Origin of the sequence: Arsenicibacter rosenii, from assembly GCF_001870735.1 — a bacterium.
GTDB lineage: Bacteria > Bacteroidota > Bacteroidia > Cytophagales > Spirosomataceae > Arsenicibacter > Arsenicibacter rosenii.
Map to the genome: position 1 here is coordinate 224,857 of NZ_MORL01000003.1, position 17,568 is coordinate 242,424.

At 52.3% G+C, this 17,568-nt stretch carries 14 protein-coding genes; 7 read left to right on the forward strand and 7 right to left on the reverse strand.

Annotated features, from left to right (window positions below; translation table 11 throughout):
- Window positions 1-9 precede the first annotated feature (9 nt).
- The 4 genes from BLX24_RS07605 (at window position 10) to BLX24_RS07620 (ending at window position 5,693) form a co-directional block, all read left to right on the forward strand.
- Entirely contained in the window at window positions 10-1,359 is a 1,350-nt protein-coding gene (locus BLX24_RS07605; protein WP_071502518.1) for a RagB/SusD family nutrient uptake outer membrane protein, read from the forward strand.
- Window positions 1,360-1,527: 168 nt separating this feature from the next.
- Window positions 1,528-2,997 (forward strand): asparagine--tRNA ligase, encoded by a 1,470-nt coding sequence (gene asnS / locus BLX24_RS07610; RefSeq protein WP_071502519.1) that lies wholly within the window; start codon window positions 1,528-1,530, stop codon window positions 2,995-2,997.
- Between the two features lie 87 nt (window positions 2,998-3,084).
- Entirely contained in the window at window positions 3,085-4,167 is a 1,083-nt protein-coding gene (locus tag BLX24_RS07615; RefSeq protein ID WP_071502520.1) for a complex I subunit 1/NuoH family protein, read from the forward strand.
- Between the two features lie 128 nt (window positions 4,168-4,295).
- Window positions 4,296-5,693: a DEAD/DEAH box helicase gene (locus tag BLX24_RS07620; RefSeq protein WP_083421850.1), complete on the forward strand. Its 1,398-nt coding sequence runs from the start codon at window positions 4,296-4,298 to the stop codon at window positions 5,691-5,693.
- A gap of 132 nt (window positions 5,694-5,825) precedes the next feature.
- On the opposite strand, the gene BLX24_RS07625 is transcribed toward BLX24_RS07620, so the two are convergent.
- Window positions 5,826-6,605, reverse strand: a complete 780-nt coding sequence (locus BLX24_RS07625; RefSeq protein WP_071502787.1) for a LytR/AlgR family response regulator transcription factor — start codon at window positions 6,603-6,605, stop codon at window positions 5,826-5,828.
- A gap of 84 nt (window positions 6,606-6,689) precedes the next feature.
- Between BLX24_RS07625 and BLX24_RS07630 the strand changes: the two genes are divergently transcribed.
- Window positions 6,690-7,136 carry a PA2169 family four-helix-bundle protein gene (locus BLX24_RS07630; RefSeq protein ID WP_071502521.1) on the forward strand — a complete coding sequence of 149 codons (447 nt, stop codon included), beginning with the start codon at window positions 6,690-6,692 and terminating at the stop codon, window positions 7,134-7,136.
- A 72-nt stretch (window positions 7,137-7,208) separates the two neighbouring features.
- On the opposite strand, the gene BLX24_RS07635 is transcribed toward BLX24_RS07630, so the two are convergent.
- The 6 genes from BLX24_RS07635 to BLX24_RS07660 form a co-directional block, all read right to left on the reverse strand.
- Window positions 7,209-8,264, reverse strand: coding sequence for a sensor histidine kinase (locus BLX24_RS07635; protein WP_071502522.1), 1,056 nt, complete (start codon window positions 8,262-8,264; stop codon window positions 7,209-7,211).
- A gap of 1 nt (window position 8,265) precedes the next feature.
- Window positions 8,266-8,940, reverse strand: coding sequence for an ABC transporter ATP-binding protein (locus tag BLX24_RS07640; protein WP_071502523.1), 675 nt, complete (start codon window positions 8,938-8,940; stop codon window positions 8,266-8,268).
- A gap of 9 nt (window positions 8,941-8,949) precedes the next feature.
- Window positions 8,950-10,200 (reverse strand): ABC transporter permease, encoded by a 1,251-nt coding sequence (locus BLX24_RS07645; protein ID WP_071502524.1) that lies wholly within the window; start codon window positions 10,198-10,200, stop codon window positions 8,950-8,952.
- A 110-nt stretch (window positions 10,201-10,310) separates the two neighbouring features.
- Complete coding sequence (locus BLX24_RS07650) at window positions 10,311-11,444, reverse strand: efflux RND transporter periplasmic adaptor subunit (protein WP_083421851.1); 1,134 nt, start codon at window positions 11,442-11,444, stop codon at window positions 10,311-10,313.
- Window positions 11,434-12,744, reverse strand: coding sequence for a TolC family protein (locus BLX24_RS07655; protein ID WP_071502525.1), 1,311 nt, complete (start codon window positions 12,742-12,744; stop codon window positions 11,434-11,436). The genes BLX24_RS07650 and BLX24_RS07655 overlap by 11 nt, the downstream gene beginning before the upstream one ends.
- Before the next feature lie 127 nt (window positions 12,745-12,871).
- The gene (locus tag BLX24_RS07660; protein ID WP_083421852.1) at window positions 12,872-16,009 is read right to left on the reverse strand and encodes a PAS domain S-box protein; all 3,138 of its coding nucleotides are present in this window, start codon (window positions 16,007-16,009) and stop codon (window positions 12,872-12,874) included.
- 168 nt (window positions 16,010-16,177) lie between these two features.
- On the opposite strand from BLX24_RS07660, the gene BLX24_RS07665 reads away from it, so the two are divergent.
- The gene (locus BLX24_RS07665; RefSeq protein ID WP_071502789.1) at window positions 16,178-16,963 is read left to right on the forward strand and encodes a PhzF family protein; all 786 of its coding nucleotides are present in this window, start codon (window positions 16,178-16,180) and stop codon (window positions 16,961-16,963) included.
- 119 nt (window positions 16,964-17,082) lie between these two features.
- On the forward strand, window positions 17,083-17,517 hold the full coding sequence (locus BLX24_RS07670; RefSeq protein ID WP_071502527.1) for a hypothetical protein: 435 nt from the start codon (window positions 17,083-17,085) through the stop codon (window positions 17,515-17,517).
- Window positions 17,518-17,568 lie beyond the last annotated feature (51 nt).

The following is a 17,568-nucleotide window of genomic DNA, read 5'->3' on the forward strand; positions in this document are numbered from 1 at the left end:
TTGGAGATCATGAAAAATAGCATAAAAATATGGTTACTGGCCGGCACAACCTTATTCATGGTTACTGCCTGCGATAGCCGCCTTGACGTAAAGCCAACGCAAACCATTGAAGAAACCAATGCGTTGCTGACCGAACAGGATGTGCAGATTACCCTGCAAGGTGCCTACGACGGTCTTAGCAGTGTAAACCTGTATGGCGGTGCCATTCAGTATTCAGGCGAGTTTCTGGGCGACGACCGTGAAGTCGTTTTCGGGGGTACGTACGCAACACTCGATGAAATCTGGCGGAAAACCATCACGCCGTCGAATACCGTTGTCCGGGACATCTGGCTTAGCGCTTACAACACCATCAACCGCGCCAACAACGTACTGGCCGGTCTGGATAAAGTCGGGGCGGCAAACCGCGCCAGCATCGAGGGGCAGGCACTGTTTATCCGGAGCAGCCTCTATTTTGAGCTGGTCCGGCTGTTTGCCAAACAGTGGAACGACGGCACCAATACCGCCAACCCGGGTGTACCGCTCATTCTGACGCCAACCCGCGATATTACAACCGCCGACTACAAGCCCCGTAATACCGTTGCGGAAGTGTATACCCAGATTATTGCCGACCTGACGAAAGCAGAGCAGGGCTTAAGCAACAGCGCGGGCAGCGGTTACGCCACCAAAAATGCCGCCGCCGCCCAACTGGCCCGCGTTTACCTGCAACAGGCGAACTATGCCGGTGCACGCGATGCAGCGAACCGGGTGATTCAGACCGGCGCGAATGCACTCAACACCGACTTCGAGAAAATTTTTGACGATGCCACATCGGGATCGGAACTGATTTTCAAGATTCTGGTGTCGGAGCAGGATGGCGCCAATGACCTGAATACATTCTACGCCTCATCGCTTAATCAGGGGCGCGGCGACGTGCGGGTACAGTCAAAGCACCTGGCCCTGTATACAACGGGTGATGTGCGGGGAACATTTTTTAACCGCGCCAGCAACAACACGTTTACCAGCAAGCACAATGATCAGTTTGGCGATGTGCCGGTCATCCGTGTGTCTGAAATGTATCTGATACGGGCCGAGGCGAATTTCCGCCTCGGCACCTCTACCGGCGCTACGCCGCTGGCCGATATCAACGCCATCCGGACACGGGCTGGTTTACCGGCGCTGACCACGGCTCAGCTGACGCTGGATGCTATCCTGAAAGAACGCCACCTCGAACTGGCTTTTGAAGGACAGCAGATTCACGATGTCAAGCGTACCGCCGGCCGCGTTGGTACTGTTGCCTACAATGCCAACAACCTTGTGATGCCGATTCCGCAGCGCGAAATTGATACAAACAAGCAACTCGTTCAGAATCCGGGATATTAATTTCCGGATTGCTGAGTGGTCAGACTTTCTTTTAGTGGTGGCACGGCACAATGTCGTGCCACTGCTTTTTTAAATCCCCCTCCCCGCATCACTTTTCATTTAAACCTGTAAAATCCGGTTGAGAGCGTTATCTTTGCGCCACGAAAATCAATCCGTAAGTCATTCCGAATGAGTTATCTGCCAATTAAACAATTACTGCAAACAGCACCAGCCAGCCAGACGGTTACCGTAAAAGGTTGGGTACGGACCAAACGTGAAAGTAAAAACGCCGTTTTCATTGCGATCAATGACGGCTCAACGATCCACAATATTCAGGCTGTAGCAGAACCAGGTCAGTTATCAGAAGAAACGCTGAAACTGATTACAACTGGTTCCTGCCTCGCAGTGGAAGGCAATCTGATTGAGTCGTTGGGCTCAGGACAGGCCGTTGAGGTAAAGGTAGTTAACGTAACGGTTTACGGAACCGCCGACCCTGAGAAATACCCGCTGCAGCCCAAAAAACACTCACTGGAATTCCTGCGCGAGATTGCTCACCTGCGTCCGCGGACGAATACGTTCAGCGCCATCCTGCGGATTCGCCATGCCCTGGCGTTTGCCGTTCATAAGTATTTCAACGACAACGGATTTTATTACCTCAATACGCCTATCGTTACTGCTTCGGATGCCGAAGGGGCCGGTGAGATGTTCCGCGTAACGACGCTGGACCCGATCAATCCGCCACGGACCGAAGACGGCAAGGTCGATTACAGCCAGGACTTCTTTGGCCGCGAGACCAACCTGACCGTGTCGGGGCAGCTCGAAGGCGAATTAGGAGCCATGGCTTTGGGTAAAATCTATACGTTCGGACCCACATTCCGCGCCGAAAACTCAAACACCACCCGCCACCTGGCGGAGTTCTGGATGATCGAGCCGGAAATGGCCTTCTTCGAGCTGGAAGACAATATGAATCTGGCCGAAGATTTCGTAAAGACCGTCATCCGGTATGCGCTTGACCACTGCGCCGATGACCTGGCCTTCCTCGAAAACCGCTTGAAAGAAGAAGAAAAGAATAAGAAAAAGGAAGAACAAAGCGACATGACGCTGATCGAAAAGCTGCGTTTTGTGGTTGATAATGACTTTGTTCGCCTGAAATATACGGATGCCATCGACATTCTCCTGAACTCGAAGCCGGCGAAAAAAGGCCAGTTTCAGTATGAGGTGGCGTGGGGCATCGACCTGCAGTCGGAACATGAGCGTTACCTGGTTGAGAAACACTTCAAAAAGCCGGTTATCCTGACCAACTATCCGCGCGCGATCAAAGCGTTCTACATGAAGCAGGACGAAGAACCGGCGACCAACGCCCGTGGCGAGGTGTTCGGCCCGACCGTCCGGGCGATGGACGTGCTCTTCCCGGGCATCGGTGAAATCATCGGTGGTTCGCAGCGGGAAGAAAACCTCGACAAGCTGGTTACCCGTATGGAAGAAGTAGGAATCGAGCCGGAAGCGATCTGGTGGTATCTGGATACGCGCCGTTTCGGCACCGCGCCACACGCCGGCTTTGGCCTTGGCTTCGAACGCCTGGTGCTGTTCGTAACCGGCATGGGCAACATCCGCGATGTTATTCCGTTCCCGCGGACGCCTAAATCGGCTGAATTTTAACCGATTCACCGCATAACGAATATGATTATTGTAGAGACAAGGCCTGCCTTGTCTCTACGTATATACATTCATTTACCTTTTACCATTTTGCTGGCATTACCGATCTTTCTGGCACTTTCATCCGGCTTTGTTGTCGTCGGGGTTTACCTTGAACGAAAAATATCGGCGTTCATTCAGGATCGCCTGGGCCCGATGGAAGTGGGGAAATGGGGGTTGCTGCAGCTATTTGCTGACTTGCTCAAACTCCTCCAGAAAGAAGATATTGTGCCGGCGGCCGCCGACCGCAAACTGTTTCTCCTCGCCCCTTCTGTCATTTTTGCCTCTGTATTTGCGGGTTTTGCGGTGATGCCGCTCACGCCCGATCTACAGGGATCGGCTACGGCGGTCGGTGTTTTTTACCTGATGGCCATTGTCTCCTTCGATGTGGTCGGTATTCTGATGGCGGGCTGGGGCTCCAACAACAAATATTCGCTGCTGGGCGCCATGCGGTCGGTAGCGCAGATTGTATCGTACGAAATCCCGCTGGGCCTGACGATTTTGTGTGTGGTGATGATTTGCCAGTCGCTTAACTTACAGGAAATCAGCTTTCAGCAGGGCATTTATACCTACGAGCCCAACTATCTGTTCGGCATACGGGCCCTCGGGATCGACGTTACGGACTGGGGCGGTATTTTTAGCTGGAACATCCTCCGGAATCCCTTTCTGCTGATTGCCTACGTGATTTTCTTTATCGCCACCCTGGCCGAAGCCAACCGGGCGCCTTTCGATTTACCCGAAGGCGAATCGGAGATTGTCGCCGGTTTCAATACCGAGTATTCTGGCATGCGGTTTGCACTGCTTTTCCTGAGCGAATATGCCATGATGCTGCTGGTCGCTTTTCTGGGAGCCATTTTGTTTCTGGGCAGCTGGAATACGCCTTTGCCAAACATCGGGCCGGTACGGCTGGCCGACTGGACAAGTGGTTCACCGGGGACCGTTTGGGGCAACCTGACCGGTGCGTTCTGGCTGCTGACCAAAGCCCTTGCAGCGATTATGGTGCAGATGTGGGTCCGCTGGACGCTGCCACGCCTCCGGGTCGATCAATTGATGTTTTTATGCTGGAAGGTCCTGACACCCATTGGTATTGTCTTGCTGCTCATTTCCGGTGTCTGGCGCCTGCTGATGATCTGATTTTGCTCAAAATCAGTCAAATATTCTCATTATCACGTCCCGAATGAACTGTTTAGGGCTGATCTTGTTTTACTATTATAAATACCGATCGGCGTTCCGGACAAGACCGGCATACGCCAGCTGACTACATGACTTTTTCGCAACTTGGTCTGATAGACCCTATACTAAAAGCCCTTCAGCAGGAAGGGTACTCAACCCCTACTCCGATTCAGCAACAAGCCATTCCGCTCGTCTTAGACGGCAACGATTTGTTGGGTGTTGCCCAGACCGGAACGGGTAAAACCGCCGCGTTTGCCATTCCGATGCTGCAGCGCTTAAACGCCCGGCCACCTGCTCAGAAAGGGGCGCGTCCGGTGCGTGCGTTAATTTTAACACCAACCCGCGAGCTTGCCATCCAGATCGGCGACAGCTTTTCGGCTTATGGCCGTCATCTGCCGCTGCGCCATACGGTGATTTTTGGCGGCGTGGGCCAAAAACCACAGACCGACGCCCTGAAAGCCGGCGTAGATGTCCTGATTGCTACCCCCGGCCGTTTACTGGACCTGATGAATCAGGGGTTTATCTCGCTGAAAAGCCTGAATACATTTGTTCTCGACGAGGCTGACCGGATGCTCGACATGGGCTTTGTTCATGACGTTAAACGGATTATTGCCAAATTGCCGGCCGAACGCCAGTCGCTATTCTTCTCGGCTACCATGCCGACCGAAGTCGCCAAACTCGCTAATACCATTCTCTCTAATCCCTCACGGGTAGAGGTTACGCCGGTTTCCTCAACGGCAGACACCGTTCAGCAAAAGCTGTATTTTGTGGAAAAAAGCGATAAGCGTAAACTGCTTGCTTACCTGCTTCAGGACCAGACCATTGCTTCGGCACTGGTTTTTACCCGTACCAAACACGGCGCTGACCGCGTAGCCAAAGACCTGGGCAAAGTCGGGGTAAAGGCAGAAGCCATCCACGGCAATAAATCGCAGACAGCTCGTCAGCGGGCCCTGAGCAACTTTAAGTCGGGACAAACCCGCGTACTGGTTGCAACGGATATTGCCGCCCGTGGCATCGACATTGATGAACTCTCGCACGTTATTAACTACGAGCTGCCGAACATTCCGGAAACCTACGTACACCGCATCGGCCGGACCGGCAGGGCAGGGCACCGCGGCATGGCCTATTCATTCTGCGACGGGGAGGAACGGGCTTATCTGAAAGATATCCAGAAGTTGATCGGCAAATCGATACCGGTTGCCGAAGTAGAGAAAGGTATTTTACAGAGCATACCGGAACTGGTAGCAGATACGCCGCCAGCGAAACCGGCCTCGCAGAAACCTTCCCAAAAATCAGGACAGCGCTCCTTCGGCAAAAGCCAGGGCAACGGGCAAAAACCGTCCGGGGAACGATCAAAAGACGAAAAGCGGCAAGCACCTGCACAGGCAGCGCCAACAGCCCGCTCCGGTGAACCGGCAGCCGCAGGCAATAAATCGTCCCGCCCATTCAAAAAATGGAATCGCCCCCGCTCCAAGCCGGTCATTTAAAGAACGACCGTCGCGCGGCGAAAGGCAGAAAGAGATAAAGAATAGTGGAGGCACGACTCTTAGTCGTGCCTCCACGTTTATATCCAGCCAATCCAGCATCAAAACCAGCCAGCATCCGCCATCCCCATCCCATCAAACACTCCCCTCAAACCAATCCCGGAAAACGGGTGATTTTTCCTTGCTGATGATGATTTCGGCGGTGTTGGGCTTGTGGAGCGTCAAGAGCAGTTTACCGCTGTAGTGCGGCTGATAACTGGCAATTGCCTCCAGATTAACCAGATACTGACGGTTGGCCCGAAAAAAAACGGCCGGATCGGTCAGTTCTTCCAGCTCGTCGAGGGTGTTGTAATCCGTAATCAGCTTCTGGCCTTCGGTGGTATGGAGGTAAATTACTTCGTCGCGGCAAAAACAAGCTACTTTCTCCTGCGCAACCGGCACAATCTGCCGCAGGTAATGGGCCGTGAACCGGCGCTTGTATTTCCGCGTAGTCCCCTGTCCCGGGTTCGACAAATCGGCCAGAAATTCCCGGAACTGCTGCTTAAAATTCTGCCCGTCGGGTTGCCAGCGATGGAATTTGGCAAAGGCTTTCTGCAACTCTTCCGGATCAATCGGTTTCAGCAAATAATCAATACTGTTCAGTTTGAAAGCACGGATGGCATATTCATCGTAAGCTGTCGTGAAGATTACCGGACAGGCCATATCTACCTGCTGAAAAATGTCAAAACTAACGCCGTCTGCCAGCTGAATGTCTGACACAATCAGGTCGGGCGACGGGTGAGTCTGCAAATAGGCGCAGGTATCAGCCACACTAGCCAGCGGCCCGGCTATGTCGGCACCGGGTTCGAGTTTACGCACCATCTTCTCCAGCGTTCTGGCCACTAACGGCTCATCTTCGATCAGTAATATGGTCATCATCAAGCATCCGGTTTAATTGAAAATTCATAAACAATCGGGCAGGTGCAGGGTTAATAGGATAAACTCAACACAAACAGTAAAATGAAAAACAGCGATATCGTTGATGCACTGAACGAACTGGTGAAAATCAACAACGACCGTATCATGGGCTACGAAAAAGCCATCGAAGACAACGAAGATAAAGACCTCGACGACCTCTTCCGCCACTACGTTATTCAGAGCCAGAACTTCCGCAGCCAGCTTGCCGACCACATCGTCCGGATTGATGGTAAGGCCGTTTCGGATGCTACCTCTACCGACTTCAGCAGCAAAATTCACCGCGCGTGGATCGACATCAAATCGGCGCTGACGGGTAAAGATAAAGACACCGTTCTGAGCTCGGTCGAATTCGGCGAAAACGCGGCGATCGAAGCCTATAAGGATTCCATCGAAAACGAGCACTTACCGGCCTATATCAAGGAAGACCTGCATAAACAGCTGACAGAACTCGAAGCCGCTTTTGCGAAAATTTCGGCCCTGCACGCGTAAAGACCGTTTCTGTCATTTCCTTTTCTGTCATCCCGCCTTCTGCCCCGGCGTACCGGTCGGGATGACAGAAAACTATTCCTTAACGGCCAGCAGACCCGTTTCCTGCCCGACCGCCAGCAACGGAATCCGGACACAAAACAGATTTTCCTCCTCCACCACGGCAACCGGCTGCGTGCTCAAAAAACCGTACAGGTGCTTCAGATTAGCCAATCCCTCGCCATTCGACGTCTCGACTTTCCCTTTCCGTCGTACGTTATTACTCACCAGCAGATAGCCGTCATGCGTTTTTATGCTGATTGTCAGCGGATATTTGTCGCTGATAACATTGTGCTTAATGGCGTTTTCTATCAGCACCTGTAATGTAACAGGAACAATACCGGCATCCATCGCTTCATCGGTTAATTCAAATGCTACCTGAAAGGCTCCATCGAAACGGGTTTTCAGCAGCGACACGTAAATCCGGATGAAGTCCACCTCGTCTTCCAGAGCAACAACCGCTTTGTGTTTATGCTGCAACACATACCGGAATACCTTCGACAACTGCCGCAGGAATTGCCGTGCCAATGCCGGATCATCTTCAATCAGCCCATCCAGCGATGACAGGCTGTTGAACAGAAAATGAGGATTCAGCTGATTCCGCAGGTTATCGTACTGTACCTGCGTTTTTTCTTTTTCCAGATTAGCCGCCCTAAGTTCATTTTCTTTCCACCGGCGGAACAACTGCCAGGCAATCAGCCCCAGACTGATCGCCATATTTGCCAGAAAGATCGCCAGCGTAAACGTTACCAGTGTCAGGCGGTTCATCGAAAACCGCAGCACCGGCAGTATGTAATTAATCATGATCAGGCCCGACAAAAACAGAATGGTTTTTACCACTGTCCAGCCGCCGAAAAGCTGCGCTATTAACCGCCACGTTACCGATTTTTCGAATGGTAACCGGCGGTCCAGGTAGCTGTTAATCCGCAGGTGAATGTACCAGATCAGGTTCAGGGCCAGAAAAGACGTCATGAACAGGATACTGTTCTTCGCCAGCGTGATCTCCGGAATAATCCACAGGCGCAGCAGTACGCCCAGCATTGCAAACCAGAGAAAGGCAATCTGTATGTATTTTGTGTTCCTGAAAGTCATTTTATTGCCTGATAATCATCCCATCACTCATTTCGATAACACGGTCGCAGCCGGCGGCAAAATCGGGGTCGTGGGTAACGGCAATGATTGTCTGCCCCATGCCCGCCAGTTCCTTAAAGATATGAAATACATTTTCGGTATTGGCACGGTCGAGGTTACCGGTTGGCTCATCGCCCATGATAATGGTCGGGTCGTTGATCATCGCACGGGCAATGGCGACGCGCTGTTGCTGCCCGCCCGACAGTTTACTGGCCGGTTTCCGGGCAAAGTCGGCCATCCCGATCAGCCGGAGTTTTTCCATAGCCCGCTCTTCTACCTCTTTCTCACTGTAGCGACCCAGCTTCAGCCCGGGCAACATCACATTCTGCAGCGCGCTGAACTCAGGCAGCAGAAAGTGAAACTGGAACACAAATCCCAGATGTTCGTTGCGGAAGTGTGACAGATAATCCTGACTCCGGCCCGTCAGCGACGTCCCTGCCATCTCAATTGTGCCTTCGTATTCGGTATCCATCGTCGACAACAGGTACAGCAACGTTGATTTACCGCAGCCTGATTTACCGATGATGGACAGGAATTCACCTTTTTTCACCGCGAAAGTCACGTCTTTCAGTACCTGAAATTTCTCAGGGTCGTAAAAATACTTGTTGAGGCGGGCGGCATTTAATACTGTTTCCATGTTCTTTTTTTATCCGCGTAAAATGGAGACCGGATCAACTCTGGATGCTTTGCGTGACGGAAAAAATCCGGCTAAGATCGTAGTCGTTACACCGAAGAGCAGCCCCATGATGTAGTATTTGGCCGCAAATATGACGGGAAAGGTCTTCAGACTCAGCACATCACCCGCGTCAAACGGCATAATCGACAACAGATAACTCAGGCCAAAACCAATCAGTAACCCAAGAATACCGCCCGACAACCCGATAAAAACAGCCTGCAGCAGAAAAATGGCGACAATGTCTTTCCCGTCGAAGCCGGTGGCCTTCAGAATGGCAATGTCCTTGATTTTGTTCATCACGGTCATATTCATGATGTTGTAAATCCCGAAACCGGCCACCACCAGCAGCGTAAACGATACGACAAACGTCATGACATTCCGGATATTCTCGCCGGCCAGAATCGCCTGGTTGGCGGTTGCCCAGTCTTCGGTATGGTAGCCGAATATCGCGTGCAGCCGTTTCCCGAACGGAATGGCCTGTAAGGGATCGACCATTTTGATGTGAATATCGGTAATGTAGCCGGGGTCTTTCTGGAGCATTTCCTGTACGGTCGACAAGTTGGCGTAGCTCTTGATGTTATCGACAGTACCGATGCCGAAGCTAAACGTGCCGACCACGCGCAGAATCCGGTTGGTACCCAGCGGTGTGGTTACACTAACCTTGTCGCCGACGCGTACATTCAGTTTCCGGGCAAGGGTGGCGCCCATGATTAACCCATCGGGATTGCTCTGCAAGGTTCGCAGACTACCCGATTTAAGCCGTGAACTGAGGTTATAGAGCCGGTTTTCACGCTCCATATCTACCCCGGCCACGGTGCCGGAAATCTGGATCGGGCCGTTGTTGAAAAAGACCTGGGTCGACAGCTGAGGCGATACGCCCAGTACCCCTGCTTCTTTCTCAATGCGCTCCGCAATGGTGATGCCGTTTTTCAGCCGCGACAGCTCATCCTTCGGCTTCTGGTGGTAGACCACGTTGAAGCCGCCGGGATTTACTTCGTCGATCAGGCCGGGGCGTTGGGTATTCACCTCGTTGTACATCCGGACATGCGGGCTCGCATCGAGCGCCGAATCTTCCAGAAACTGGTTTACCCCCTGCATGAACGAAATCATCGTGATGAACATGGCAATTCCGAACGTAACGCCCAGCATTGCCACCATCGTCTGTTTTTTTTTGGCCAGCAAATGCGTCTTCGCAATCTCAGCCGCAATGTGTAGGTTCATAGAAAATGAGTGATTGAGTGATTGAGCGACAGTGGCGCGGTAAAAAAGCCGCTGCCATGAGGGATTGAGGAGAATAAGCCTGTATTCGTCCGGGACCAGAATCCACTCAATCACTCTTTCACAATTAGTTTTGTCTCCTTCGTCAGGCCACCTTTTACTTCGACCAGATCAAAGTTTTCGGCGCCTTTCCGGAAGCGTACTTTTTTCGGTTCCTTGCCGTCTTCGACCCAAACGCTGTCGTTGCCAAACACATAGGCTTTCGGGATGGTCAGTACGCGCCGGTTCCGGCTGATGATAATATTGGCTTCCAGCGTCAGGCCGTAGTACGACGCCGGCCGTTCGCCGGTAAACTCCGCATCGACCCGGAACGACTGATCCGCGCGGTTCAGTTTGGGATAGATTTTACTGATCCGCGCCTTAAACAGCTTATCGGGGTATACATCCGTCTTAATCATGACCTCCTGCCCGATCCGGATCCGGCTGAAATCGCTTTCGTCGACGGCCAGTTGGGCATACAGATTGTTGCCGCTACCGACCAGCGCCAGCGGATCGCCCGGGCGTACTACCTCACCGGGATCCTTATACACCTCATAGACCTTACCGCTCACAAAGCTTTGCACCCGCGTGTTCTGCCCTGCCTCCTGCGAGGCGACCAGCTGGCTCCGGTTGTTTTCGACCTCCACCTTCAGTTGATTCCTCGTTCGTTGCAGCGTATTGAGCTGCGCCCGCAGGTTGTTTTTCGACACCGTATAGTTCAGCTCCGACCGCTCGACCTCGGCGCGCGACGTGGCATTCTGCGCATACAGATCACGGAAACGGGCATAGTTTACCGAGTCATTCTGCAGTCGGGTACGGGCGTTACGGACCTGGGCTTCCTGCTCTGCCAATACCGGTGAACCGGCCTCTAAATTGGCCTGTGACTGCCGTAAGACGCTCGATGCCGCCAGCTGGCGGGCCTGCGCCGACGCATTTTCGAGTGTAAACAGGAGTTGCCCCTTATGCACCGAATCGCCTTCGCTGATGAGCCGCTGTTCGATAATTCCCTGCGCATCTGCCGTAACGGTATACTCGCCCCGGGGCAGTACCGAGCCGGAGGCATACACGGCTTCGGTCAAATCCTGATAGGTTGGCGATGTACCCTCCGGCGTTTTTTTGCAGGAAACAGAAACGAGCGTAAGCAGCGAGAAGAATAGCAGGGCAGTGCCGGCCGGTTGCCGGCGGCCGGTCAGACGTTTACTTTCCATGGCGAATCTGAAGAATGGTCTGATTGATAAATGCGTTTGAGACGTTGTTGAGATAACGGTTCTGTGCCGTCAGGGCATCGTTGAAAACGTTGAGGTACTGATCGTAGGCAAACAGGCCCGAACGGTATTTCACGAGCGCAATCTGCACATTCTGCTGGCTGAGCTCGTAGTTCTGCCGGTTCAGCGAAAGCGAACGGACCGCCTGCCGGTAGGTATTCTGTAGATCGGCCTGATCGAGGTCCTGTTTAATCTGCTCATAGGCAAGTTCGGCCTCTGCCAGCTTTATGCGCATCCGGGCACGCCCGATGTTGCTGTCCCGTAAACCGCCCGAATACAGGGGCAGGTTAAACTGAAGCCCGGCAACCCCAACCGCATACCATGGCTGATTCAGGTTGAAAAAATCAAACTGCTTGCGCTGCGCCTGTTCGGCAAAACGGCCGTAGGCCGACAGCGTAGGCCACCGCATCGCCTTCTCGCGGTCGAGCTGCAGCCGGTAAAGCGCCAGCTGCGATTCTTTGAGCGTAATCTGCGGTCGTTTCGGCCACATGCCGGCGACAGGCCCCTCAGGGGTCATGGCTGGCTGTAGCAAACTTTCGGTCAATACGAGGCTATCGGCCACGGTCAGGCCCAGCAATACCTTGAGCTGGTTCAGATTGCGGCCATAAATCAGTTCGTTTTGCTGGAGCACATCAGCAGTTGTCAGCTGAACGGAGCGGATGCGGTTATATTCGAGGGGTTCGATCAGGCCCTTGTCCAGCCGGTCGCGGGCAATCTGTACGAGCGTATCGGCGCTGGACAGGTTGCGACCCGTAATCTGGATGGCGGCACGGGCCAGCAAGGTGGCATGGTAAATACGCGCGGTCTGGGTTGAGATGTCGTCCTGCAACACCAGTTTCTGATCGTCCAGGATTTTCAGGTTCTGATCCGTAATGGCCAGATCAACGCGGGCAGGCCGGTTTATCAGCGGCATGGTAACTTCGGCCGTCGGCGTAAAGACATAAGGCACTCCAAACTGAATTTTCTGAAATTCACCGGGTTTTCCGCCTAAAAATTCAGCCGGCAGCAGTTGCGTCGGCAGGGCATAGTTATAGTCAAAGTTGGCATATACCCGCGCCTGCGGCAGGCGGGCGGCCCGTGCCACCGTCTTTTGCTGATCCTGAAGCTGCCGGTTTTGCAGCGAGTTCTGCAGGTCAGGATTCCGGTTCTGTGCCAGTGCCAATGCTTCCTGCACGGAGGTCACAACGGTCTGCCCCTGTGCCGTCAGGCTATATAAGATACAAAGTGCAAGTAATCGAACCATCTTTCGTCAGTAGATGAATGAATGGTCCAAAACAACACGTCATTTGGCACTTCCCTGCTGACGAATCTCATAAAGCTGACAAAAAACGTTACGAAACCGACAAGCTTCCGTTTAAACGTCCGGCCAGCTAGCGTGTACCAGGCTGTTTATAGGGCAACACAATATGGAAAGTTGCGCCTTCGCCTTCAACCGATTCAGCGCGGATTTCGCCCTGGTGGTTCATGACAATCCGTTGACAAAGGGCCAGGCCAATCCCCGTCCCTTCGTATTGCTGTTTGCCATGCAGCCGCTGAAAAAGCCCGAAAATCTGCTGGGCATACAGCGGATTAAACCCGATGCCATTGTCTGTTACCGAAATCCGGCAGTGCTCATTTCCCTGATAAATCATCGGATAACCAGCCTGTCCGGCCAGACTCAGCCTGATCATCTGAATCCGGATATGCGGTGCTTCGGCCGGCTTCGAGAACTTCAGCGCATTGCCGATCAGGTTATAGAATAACTGGTACATCTGTAACGAAACCCCTTCGACGGGCTCCAGCTCACCCACCTCAATAACAGCCTGTTTCTGAGTGATTAACAACTCCAGATCCTTTTGTACGTCGCCGATCACCTGAGCCAGGTCAATCTGTTCATAGGTAGCGCCGCCCTGCAACTGACTGGTCCGCGAAAACTCCAGGATATCTTTGATCAGCAACGACATGCGGTTTGCCGACGCCTGCATCCGGTTTAGCATCTGCAGGCCATGGGTGTCCAGCAGGCTCCCATATTCTTCTTCCAGAATACTACCGAATGCCTGCACTTTCCGGAGCGGCTCCTGAAGATCGTGCGAGGCGATATAGGCGAACCGCTCCAGCTCCTGATTGGTTTGCAGCAGCGACGCGTTAAGTTTGCGCAGCTCCTGTGTCCGCAGATCGACCTGACGTTCCAGCTCCTGCTCGGTCATTTTCCGGGCCGTGATATCCTGAGCCGTTCCACGCAGCAGCACCGGCTCACCCTCAGCATTCAGCGTTACCTTTCCTTGTGCGCTGATGATCCGCTTCCGGCCCGTCACCAGGTTACGGATGGTATACTCTTCTTCGTATTTCCCGTTCAGTCCCAGCCGGAACGCCCGCATTGCCGCTTTCACTAACCGTTCCCGGTCAGAGACATCCACCGCCTGTTCAATTAAGTCCAGCGAAGCCTGGTTTCCGGGCAGCCCATACCAGTCTACCATCCGGTCTGAGAAGTAAAGCGTGTTTGTCCGGGCATCCATCCACCACGTCCCGAGGCCCGCGAGTTCAATGGCCCCCCGGAGTACTTCTTCGGCTTCGGCTCTTTTCTGGCGTGCCCGTACGCGCCCTGTAATGTCGATTGCCATGATCAGAACGGCATACACGCCCCCCCGGTCGTCCTGTAGCGGTTTATAGGTCACGTTTACATAGCGCGGCTGCGGTTTTCCATCCTGTATCTGTTCCAGTTTCTGCTCTTCGACCTGAACCACTTCGCCCGATTGGTAGGCTTTATCCAGGATGGTAAACAAATACTGGTACTGATCAGCCGGCAGCGTTTCGGTCAGTTTTTTACCGATCAGGCTGTCTGATTGCTGCCACATGGCCAGCAGCTTTTCGTTTGCCGACTCCACGACAAACTGCTCACCCCGCAGCAACCCGATAGCCACCGGGGCCTGTGTGATCATTTCGCGGAACCGGCGTTCGCTTTCCAGAATACTCTTCTGAGCCGCCTTTTCCGGACGTAAATCCCGCACGACCGACGCCCGCCCGATCGGCTTTTTCGTTACCGGATCGGTTATTAGCAACATCGTGCCATGAACCGGGATGGCCTCTCCCGTTTTGAAATGACGGTACAGCACCTCCCCCGACCAGCGATTATGCTCCAGTAAGCTCGGCGCGATCTGCGGAATGACCCGGTCTATTTCTTCCGGCATGAGATAGTCGATGTTCTGGCGTTTGGCCTCCTCCATGTTATCCAGCCCGACCATCCGCTGTCCGGCCGCATTCAGGTACGTTACCCGCCCGTTCCAGTCCGACAGCACAATGAAGTCGGAACTGTTTTCGACCAGAAACAGCAGTTTCTGCTGCTCTTCGCTTTGCTTTTTCTCTTCGGTAATGTCCCGTAAAATCGAGAAGATACTGTCGAGGTCGCCGGCAGCGGTATAAATCAGCGTAACATGGTGATTCACCCAGATCTGGCGGCCATCTTTCCGGACATAACGGCTGTCGATGGTAAATGAGCTCGCTTTCTGCTCCATTTTCTCCTTAAACAGTGCGTTCTTACGGGGAGCATCCTCAGGGTGATTCAGGTCGGCATAACTACCTTCGTAAAGCGCTTCGGGAGAATAGCCGGTCATCTGGCAGTAGCCTTTGTTGACGAGCAGGAATTTGCCCTTCGGGTCACTGATAACCACTCCCACATCCGCATGGTCGAAAGCACTCTGAAAGCGTTCTTCGACTTGTTTCAGGGCCTCCTCTTTACGCTTTTCTTCCGTAATATCGGCAGCCATACCTGTAAAATAATGAGCCTGACCGGTTTCGTTAAAATAGGCCCGCCCGATCAGGCGGATCCATCGGGTTTTCCGGTCAATGGGGCTGGTCAGCCGGAATTCAATAACGGCGGGTTTATTCAGACTGGAGCGGGGCGTTCTGGCCATCGCATCATAGATCGGTGCCTGGTCGTCGGGGTGAATCCAGGCGAGCATCTCCGTCAGTTTCGGCGACCGGCCGGGCCAGTGGTAAATGGCCTGACAACGGTCGTCAAGCTCCATGCGGTCTTCCAGCGCATAGACGCTCCACACGCCCATGCCCGACGCTTCAATGGCCATATTGGCCCGAAAAACGCTGTTGTCCCGATCCTGTTGCAGGCGGAGGTGGTCGGTTATGTCCTGCATGGCACCGACCATCCGGACCGGCTTCCCGCCCCGCCGGATCACATACCCCCGGTCCTGGATATACGCATAGGTGCCATCCGCTTTCCGGAAACGATATTCGTCATTCCACTGCGTATCACCGCGGCTGATGGCCTTTTTCAGTTTAGCAACGACCTGTTTTTTGTCGTCCGGATGAATATAGTCGGACCAGGAGTCAATGGGCTTCGCCGACTCGTAGTCGGTATAGCCCAGCATCGTCTGATACGCTTCATTCCAGAAGATCACATCCTGCTCCAGGTCCCAGTCCCAGATCACATCATGGGAGGCCCTGGTCAGTAAGTCAAAGCGCTCATTAGCAATAGTTAAGTCATCAAGGAAACGTTGAGCTCCAGTCGTATGCATCGTACAATTGGGTAAGGACTTAAAAATAAGCAACCGCCCGGTTATTTCTCACGTTCAGGGAAGAATTTGTTTTTGGGATTGAACGCCCTTAACCTGCAGACAACCGCCCCGAACGAAAGCAGCGCTTTTGTATATTTGGAAAGAAACAGCCCTTTCAGTAACAGACCGGTGAAATTTACGCTCTATCAAATTGACGCATTTACCGACACAATTTTCGGAGGGAATCCGGCTTGTGTGGTACCGCTTAACGACTGGTTATCTGACGATATTCTGTTAAAAATCGCCAAAGAGAATGCTGTCGCGGAAACTGCTTTTTTTGTCGATCAAGGCGAAAAAGTGCACTTGCGGTGGTTCACACCCGAAATAGAAATGGATTTGTGCGGTCACGCTACACTGGCAACGGCACATAGCCTAAAAGCAATCCTTGGCTACCCAAAGCAGGAAATCACGTTTAAAACGATAAGTGGTGATTTGATCGTCAGGACCGAAAACGGACTGTATAAAATGGATTTTCCGGCGCGGATGCCTGTTCCTGACCACTTGCCGGCGACTATTGCCAAATCGTTAAGCCATCCGCCGAGGGAGGTGTATAAATCAAGGGACTATCTGTTGGTGTATGACAGCGAAACAGCCATCCGGAACCTCACGATTGACCGGCACCTGTTTGATCAGATCAACCTTGATCCCGGGGGCGTCATTATAACGGCTGTTGGCGAGGCGTGTGATTTTGTTTCGCGTTTTTTTACGCCACAGGCTTCGATTTTAGAAGATCCTGTTACGGGTTCTGCGCATTGTTCCCTGATTCCGTTCTGGTCGGAACGGCTACACAAAAAAGAACTATACGCACAGCAACTATCCGAACGAATGGGCCACCTGTACTGTGAAGATCTCGGCGACCGGGTCATCATCAGCGGACACGCCAAAACCTATTCGATTGGTAACTTTTGGCTATAAGAAGTAAAGATATTTTCAACAATTAAGTAATCACTTCTTTGAAATTATCACTTGAATATATATGACTTGATAGTCACAAAAGTATCAAAATCATATAACATAAATACTTCATAAAGATAATGCTAAAGCAAAAGGAGCTACAAAACATTATTGATCAATTCCCGGAAGAAAGGCTTAAAGAGAAAGCATTTTTCGGAATTTATCACTATGGTAATAATACAGACGAAAGCTTTATTAAAGCAAACACAGAAGGGCTTCAATTATTTGCGCTTCAACTATTAAGGTCAACACTGGATATAGATTTAACCTCTTCAACAGCTAATCAAAACACTATTTCACTAATTTACGATGAAGATTGGATAGATGAACATAGCGACACACTTATTCAATACATTCATCCGGTTTTTGAAAAGCCAGTACCAAAGATTATCAAAAAGAACAGTCCTTACTTTTCCGGCAAGTTAGTTGGATTAGCTTTTAGTCTTTTCGCATTACTCGTTGTTGTTGCATTACTTATTGGTTTTGTGACAATATTAAAGTGGTTACTATGGTAATAAATGCTCTGTCTTTATAGAGTATCATCATTAGCTATTAGCACGTCTCAA

Bases quoted from the DNA above. Each gene is read 5' to 3' on its own strand.
- BLX24_RS07605 (WP_071502518.1), top strand. From the start codon at position 10: ATGAAAAATAGCATAAAAATATGGTTACTGGCCGGCACAACCTTATTC.
- asnS (WP_071502519.1), top strand. From the start codon at position 1,528: ATGAGTTATCTGCCAATTAAACAATTACTGCAAACAGCACCAGCCAGC.
- BLX24_RS07620 (WP_083421850.1), top strand. From the start codon at position 4,296: ATGACTTTTTCGCAACTTGGTCTGATAGACCCTATACTAAAAGCCCTT.
- BLX24_RS07625 (WP_071502787.1), bottom strand. From the start codon at position 6,605: ATGACCATATTACTGATCGAAGATGAGCCGTTAGTGGCCAGAACGCTG.
- BLX24_RS07630 (WP_071502521.1), top strand. From the start codon at position 6,690: ATGAAAAACAGCGATATCGTTGATGCACTGAACGAACTGGTGAAAATC.
- BLX24_RS07635 (WP_071502522.1), bottom strand. From the start codon at position 8,264: ATGACTTTCAGGAACACAAAATACATACAGATTGCCTTTCTCTGGTTT.
- BLX24_RS07640 (WP_071502523.1), bottom strand. From the start codon at position 8,940: ATGGAAACAGTATTAAATGCCGCCCGCCTCAACAAGTATTTTTACGAC.
- BLX24_RS07645 (WP_071502524.1), bottom strand. From the start codon at position 10,200: ATGAACCTACACATTGCGGCTGAGATTGCGAAGACGCATTTGCTGGCC.
- BLX24_RS07650 (WP_083421851.1), bottom strand. From the start codon at position 11,444: ATGGAAAGTAAACGTCTGACCGGCCGCCGGCAACCGGCCGGCACTGCC.
- BLX24_RS07655 (WP_071502525.1), bottom strand. From the start codon at position 12,744: ATGGTTCGATTACTTGCACTTTGTATCTTATATAGCCTGACGGCACAG.
- BLX24_RS07660 (WP_083421852.1), bottom strand. From the start codon at position 16,009: ATGCATACGACTGGAGCTCAACGTTTCCTTGATGACTTAACTATTGCT.
- BLX24_RS07670 (WP_071502527.1), top strand. From the start codon at position 17,083: ATGCTAAAGCAAAAGGAGCTACAAAACATTATTGATCAATTCCCGGAA.